The 5,930-nt window shown below is 51.9% G+C and carries 5 protein-coding genes; 4 read left to right on the top strand and 1 reads right to left on the bottom strand.

The features are described from left to right. Positions 1–16: 16 nt before the first annotated feature. Entirely contained in the window at positions 17–895 is an 879-nt protein-coding gene (locus AUK29_01850) for a 3-dehydroquinate synthase (protein ID OIP65871.1), read from the top strand. A gap of 1 nt (position 896) precedes the next feature. Here the strand turns inward: AUK29_01850 and AUK29_01845 are convergent, their stop codons facing one another. Beyond that, a complete protein-coding gene (locus AUK29_01845) occupies positions 897–2,204 on the bottom strand; it encodes a ribosome biogenesis GTPase Der (protein OIP65870.1) in 1,308 nt (435 codons plus the stop codon). 384 nt (positions 2,205–2,588) lie between these two features. Here AUK29_01845 and AUK29_01840 point away from each other — a divergent pair, with 384 nt between their 5' ends. From AUK29_01840 to AUK29_01830, 3 genes are all read left to right on the top strand, one after another. Further along, positions 2,589–3,629, top strand: a complete 1,041-nt coding sequence (locus tag AUK29_01840; GenBank protein ID OIP65869.1) for a heat-inducible transcription repressor HrcA — start codon at positions 2,589–2,591, stop codon at positions 3,627–3,629. Between the two features lie 50 nt (positions 3,630–3,679). Further along, positions 3,680–4,333: a nucleotide exchange factor GrpE gene (locus AUK29_01835; protein ID OIP65868.1), complete on the top strand. Its 654-nt coding sequence runs from the start codon at positions 3,680–3,682 to the stop codon at positions 4,331–4,333. Between the two features lie 53 nt (positions 4,334–4,386). Next, positions 4,387–5,930 (top strand): molecular chaperone DnaK (locus AUK29_01830; GenBank protein ID OIP65867.1); only part of this gene is annotated, 1,544 nt, incomplete at its 3' end.

The raw sequence follows: 5,930 nt of genomic DNA, 5'->3' as shown, positions 1-5,930 counted from the left end.
CGGATTCCGTGTGCGGATGATCGAGATCCCCGACGGAGAGGTTTATAAATCCCTTGCTATGGCGGAAAAAATTTATGACGCCCTGGTGGATTTCGACATGGACCGGACGTCCACGATCGCGGCCCTGGGCGGCGGGGTGATCGGTGATCTGGCCGGCTTTGCCGCGGCCACCTATATGCGAGGCGTGCATTTCATCAACATTCCCACCACCCTCCTGGCGCAGGTGGACAGCGCCATCGGCGGTAAGACCGGTGTGGATCATCCAAAGGGGAAGAACCTCATCGGCGCTTTTTATCAGCCGAGGCTGGTCCTCTGCGATCTGAGTCTGATGAAAACCCTCCCGGATAGAGAGCTGCTTGCAGGTATGGCCGAGGTGGTGAAGTACGGGGTGATCCTCGATCCCGGTTTCTTTTCTTTTGTGGAATCACACGTCCAGGAGATATTGAAACAGGAATCCTCAGCCATGACCGAGGTGGTCCGATCCTCCTCAGCGGCCAAGGCATCCATCGTAGAGGAGGACGAGCGCGAATCCGGAAGACGGGTGATCCTGAATTTCGGCCATACCCTCGGCCACGCCATAGAGTCTCTGACCGGATATACCCGATACGTCCATGGTGAGGCCGTGTCCATGGGCATGGCGGCTGCCGCCAGGATCTCGCATGCCATGAAACTCTGTGATGAGGACGTGGTTTCCCGTCTGGAGAAGCTTCTGACTATGATCGGGCTTCCGACGGCCCTGCCTGCACTGAATCCGGAGGAAGTGATCCGGATTCTTTCACACGACAAGAAGGTCAGGGATGGGAAGGTCCGCTTTGTCCTCCCTGAAAGGATCGGTAAGGTCGTGATCCGGGACGACGTGGATCCAAACCTGATCCGAAGTGTGCTCAAGGCATAACTTACTTCCTTTTTTTCAGAAAGACCCGGATCGGCACATGAGGGAAGTCTAAACGGCTGCGGATCTGGTTGGAAATATAACGCCGATAGGAAAAATGGACTCCGGCTGGGGCATTGACGAAGAGGACGAAGGTCGGGGGCGCCGTTTCGATCTGGGTCCCGTAAAAGAATTTGATCCTGGATCTCCTGTAGTAAGGAGGTTCATGATTGGAAACCGCTTGCTGTAAGGCCTGGTTCACTTTGGCCGTCGTGACCCTCCGGTCATAGGATCTTTTAACCTCTTGAATAACGGGGAAGATTTTTTTCAATTGCTCTCCGGTCAGGGCCGAGACAAAAAGGACCGGGGCATAGTCCATGAATTTGAGCTGGAATCGGAGATCCTCCAGAAATTGCTTTTGATTAATCTGCTTTTTAACCAGATCCCATTTGTTCACCAGCAGGATGGAGGCCTTGTCGGCCTCATGGGCGAGGCCCGCTACCCTGAGATCCTGTTCGGTGACCCCCTTTGCGGCATCGATGAGGATCAAACAGATGTCCGACCGCTCGATGCTCTTCAGAACCATGATGACACTGTAGGTTTCAACCCGGTGGGTGATTTTGGATTTCTGCCGGATTCCGGCGGTGTCTATGAGGAGATACGACTCTCCCTGATACTCAAAGAGGGTGTCGATGGTATCCCTGGTGGTTCCGGGGACCTCGCTTGTGATCAGCCGATTCTCACCGATCAGGGCGTTGATGAGCGTGGATTTGCCGGCATTAGGCCTTCCGATGACACTGATCCTCGTGAAGGCTTCCTCGCCTCCGGGTTCTCCCTGGGGGAATGATCGGACGATCTCTTCCATCAGATCATGGATCCCGATGCCGTGTTCCGCAGAGACGGCAAAGAGACGATCCGCTCCGAGCTCGTAAAAATCATAGACTGCGCCTTCCTGTTTGGCCCCGTCGACTTTATTGACCACCGGAAGGACCGTCTTATTTTTTTTGCGGAGGAGATCATGGATCTCCCGGTCCATAGGATTCAATCCCTCTTTGGCATCTAAGATGAGGAGGATACAATCCGCCTCTTCTACGGCCAACTGAACCTGCTCCATCATCTGCTTCATGATGGGGTCTTGGGAGTCCGGAACAAAGCCTCCGGTGTCGACCAGAATAAAGGGGCATTGATCGAATTCCGTTACGGCATAATTTCGATCCCTTGTGATGCCCGGAAGATCGCCGACAATGGCCTTTCTTTTCCGGATGAGCCGGTTGAAGAGCGTAGATTTCCCCACGTTGGGCCTTCCCACAATGGCCACCACAGGTTTTCGCATTTGATCCATCTCCATACGATCTTTTCAAGCAATCATATCAGATTGTCAACCCTCTCACAAGGTTGTTATGAAGTCAGGGTGCGTCTGTGGAGAGGAAAGGTATAAAAACCTATGAAAACAAGGATTTATATAAGCATACAAGCGTTTTTCCCAGGTTCTTTTTACTTGACATGAAAATGGCGAGTTGTTACAGTATTAGCACTTGAAAGCAGAGATTGCTAATGTTATATTTATACTCATATGAAGAGGATCTCTCTTGATAAGGGGAGATTTTCGGACTAAAAGACAAGAGAGGCAGGGAAAAAGCCTTTAAAAAATATTGACTTAGAATGTTTGGAGAGATAGAATAAACATATCTGAAATCAACGATAGGGTGATGAAACCATGGATCTGAATCAAAGGACCAAGGATATCCTTTTTTCATTGGTCCATAACTATATCAATACCGGCGGACCTGTGGCCTCGAGGACCGTGGTCAAGAAAACCAATCTTAAGCTGAGCCCGGCGACGGTCCGGAACGTTCTTGCGGATCTGGATGATATGGGCTATCTCACGCAGCCCCATGCATCAGCCGGGCGGGTTCCCACGGACATGGGGTATCGTTTCTATGTGAATCATCTTATGGATCACATAGGGCATTCCAAAGAGGACGTGGACCAGGTCGCGAGACATTATGTCACCCTGAAACGGAGGAGAGAGGTGGATGCGCTGTTCCAGGAAACATCGCAGATCCTTTCAATGGTTTCCCACTACGTCGGTCTGGTTTTGGCTCCGAAACTCTCCAATATCATATACAACCATATGGAGTTTATCCGTCTTTCGAACCATGAGATCCTTCTCATCCTAATTTCCCAGTCCGGGTTGGTCCACAGCCGGTTGATTTCAACGGACATGAATATGTCTCAGGATGATCTGAATGAACTGACCTCCTACGCCAACGAGGAACTCTGCGGGCTCACCCTGGAGGGGGTCCGGGAAAGGATTGTCCGGAAGATGGCGGCGGATATGCAGCTCTATCAGAATTTATTGAGAAAAATCTTTCTGGCGGATGAATCATCTTCCGAATTTTTTGGGACCAACGGTCAGATCTATATGGAAGGGGCTTCCAATATCGTGGACCTCCCGGAGTTTTCGGACCTGAAGAGAGTCAAGAAGATTTTGCAGGCTTTTGAGAGAAAATCCATCCTGGTACAGCTTCTGGACAGGAGCATGGATTCTGAAGGGGTGGTGGTGTACATCGGTTCTGAGAACCCGATGCGGATCTTGGAGGACTGCAGCCTGGTTACAGCCAATTACAAGTACAAAGACAAGGTGGTCGGCACCCTGGGCATCATCGGTCCGAAACGCATGGATTATTCCAAGGTGATCTCAGTGGTCCATTGTACGTCCCAACTTCTCAGCCAATTCATAAGCGGTCAGTCCTAACCTGCGCGGCCGATTTTTTTGAGTTTTTTAAGAGAGGAGACTTGTATCCTATGTCTGATGAATGCAAGGATGTTTCCGGCGGGAGAGAAGAAGAGTTTCAGTCCGGAAAAGAAAATATTGAAGAATCGCAGGCGCTGTTCGATGAGACGGCAGGCGGGAGCCCTGCCGATCAAGCCCAAGCCTCGGTTGAAGAAGCCGCTGTATCCGAGGCGCAGAGCGCGATTCAAGCCGCCGAGCAGAAGGCTGAAGAAAATTACGACAAATTTTTACGGGTCTACGCGGAATTTGAGAATTACAAAAAAAGGATGGATAAAGAGAAGTCGGAATTCATCAAGTACGCCAACGAAGGGATGATCAAGGATATTCTCGTCGTGGTTGACAATCTGGAACGCGCGATTGAACAGACAAAAAATCATGATCAGTCTGAAGGGGTCGCGCTGGGCGTGGAGATGATTCTGAAACAGTTGAAGGACATCCTGGATAAGTACGGTGTGAAGGAGATGAGGGCCATGGGTGAGCCTTTCGATCCTCGTCTTCATGAAGCGGTGATACACGAGGTTGCGGACGAGTATGAAGAAAACATGGTGATTTCGGAACTTCAGAAAGGATATATCCTGAAGGACAGGCTGATCAGGCCGGCTATGGTCAAGGTTTCCAAAAAATCCCGGGACAAGGCTGAAACGGTCATGAACGATGAAGAGTGATTCTTCAGAAATTAAGGCGATGAGGATCGCCCTATCTTCGGAGTGAGTGTCTTATGGGCAGAGTCATAGGTGTAGATCTCGGTACCACCAACTCCTGTGTATCCGTTCTGGACGGGAAGGACCCTAAGGTGATTGAGAACTCTGAAGGGAGCCGCACCACGCCGTCGATGATCGCCTTTACGGAACATGGAGAGCGGCTGGTCGGGCAGGTGGCCAAACGGCAGGCCGTCACCAATCCGGAGAATACGGTATTCTCCGTGAAACGGTTCATCGGCCGGAAGTTCCGGTCCATCGAAGTCCAGAAGGCCATGGAGAACCTTCCTTTCCTTCTTAAGGAGTCGCCGAGGGGGGATGTCCTGATCTCCATCCGGGACAAGGATTACAGCACGCCCGAGATCTCCGCGATGGTCCTTCAAAAGATGAAACAGACGGCAGAGGACTATTTCGGGGAAGAGATCACCGAGGCTGTGATCACGGTTCCGGCGTACTTCAACGACAGCCAAAGACAGGCCACCAAGGATGCAGGCAGGATCGCCGGGCTTGAGGTTCTGAGAATCATCAACGAGCCTACGGCGGCGGCATTGGCATACGGCTTGGACAAGAAGCGGGATGAACTGGTCGCTGTCTATGATTTGGGAGGAGGGACTTTCGATATCTCAATCCTTGAGATCCGGGAAGGGGTTCTGGAGGTCAAATCCACCAACGGCGATACCTACCTTGGCGGAGAAGATTTTGATCAGAGGGTCATTGATTATCTGGCCTCCGAGTTCAAGAGGGAACAGGGGTTTGACTTGAGAAGGGATAAGATGGCCCTGCAGCGCCTGAAGGAAGGGGCGGAGAAGGCCAAGATCGAGCTTTCCACGGCCATGGAGACGGATATCAATCTGCCGTTTATTACAGCCGACTCGAGCGGCCCCAAACACCTGAATATCAGGATGACCCGGGCGAAACTGGAATCCCTGGTTGAGGATCTGGTTGAGAAGACAGTCGGGCCGTGTCATCAGGCCATTGCTGATGCCGGCATCAGCATAACGGATATCCATTCGGTCATCCTGGTCGGCGGGCAGACCCGGATGCCGCTGGTACAGAAAACCGTAGAAAAGATCTTCGGGCAAAAGCCTCATAAGGGAGTCAACCCTGATGAGGTCGTAGCCATGGGCGCAGGAATCCAGGGCGGGGTTCTAAAGGGGACGGTGGAAGATGTGCTGCTTCTTGATGTGACCCCCCTGTCTCTCGGCATTGAAACCGTGGGCGGTGTTTTTACGAAACTGATCGAACGGAACACCACGATACCGACCAGAAAGAGCCAGATCTTCTCCACGGCATCCGACAATCAGCCGGCGGTCAGTGTCCATGTCATGCAGGGTGAGCGGGAGATGGCGGGAGATAATAAGTCCATGGGGAGATTCGAACTGGTCGGGATTCCCCCGGCGCCGAGAGGGGTCCCGCAGATCGAAGTCACCTTTGATATTGATGCGAACGGTATCGTTCATGTCTCGGCCAGGGACAAAGGGACCGGCAAGGAGCAGTCCATTAAGATCACGGCATCGAGCGGGCTTTCTGAGGAAGAGATTCAAAAGATGATCCAGGATTCGGA

The sequence above is a fragment of the Nitrospirae bacterium CG2_30_53_67 genome, from assembly GCA_001873285.1.
In the GTDB taxonomy this organism is placed as follows: Bacteria; CG2-30-53-67; CG2-30-53-67; order CG2-30-53-67; family CG2-30-53-67; genus CG2-30-53-67.
The sequence above is the reverse complement of the archived record's forward strand: the minus strand, read 5'-3'. Positions and strand labels throughout refer to the sequence as shown.

Excerpts from the sequence above, each read along its gene's own strand:
- AUK29_01850 (OIP65871.1), top strand. The coding sequence starts at position 17 with ATGATCGAGATCCCCGACGGAGAGGTTTATAAATCCCTTGCTATGGCG.
- AUK29_01845 (OIP65870.1), bottom strand. The coding sequence starts at position 2,204 with ATGCGAAAACCTGTGGTGGCCATTGTGGGAAGGCCCAACGTGGGGAAA.
- AUK29_01840 (OIP65869.1), top strand. The coding sequence starts at position 2,589 with ATGGATCTGAATCAAAGGACCAAGGATATCCTTTTTTCATTGGTCCAT.
- AUK29_01835 (OIP65868.1), top strand. The coding sequence starts at position 3,680 with ATGTCTGATGAATGCAAGGATGTTTCCGGCGGGAGAGAAGAAGAGTTT.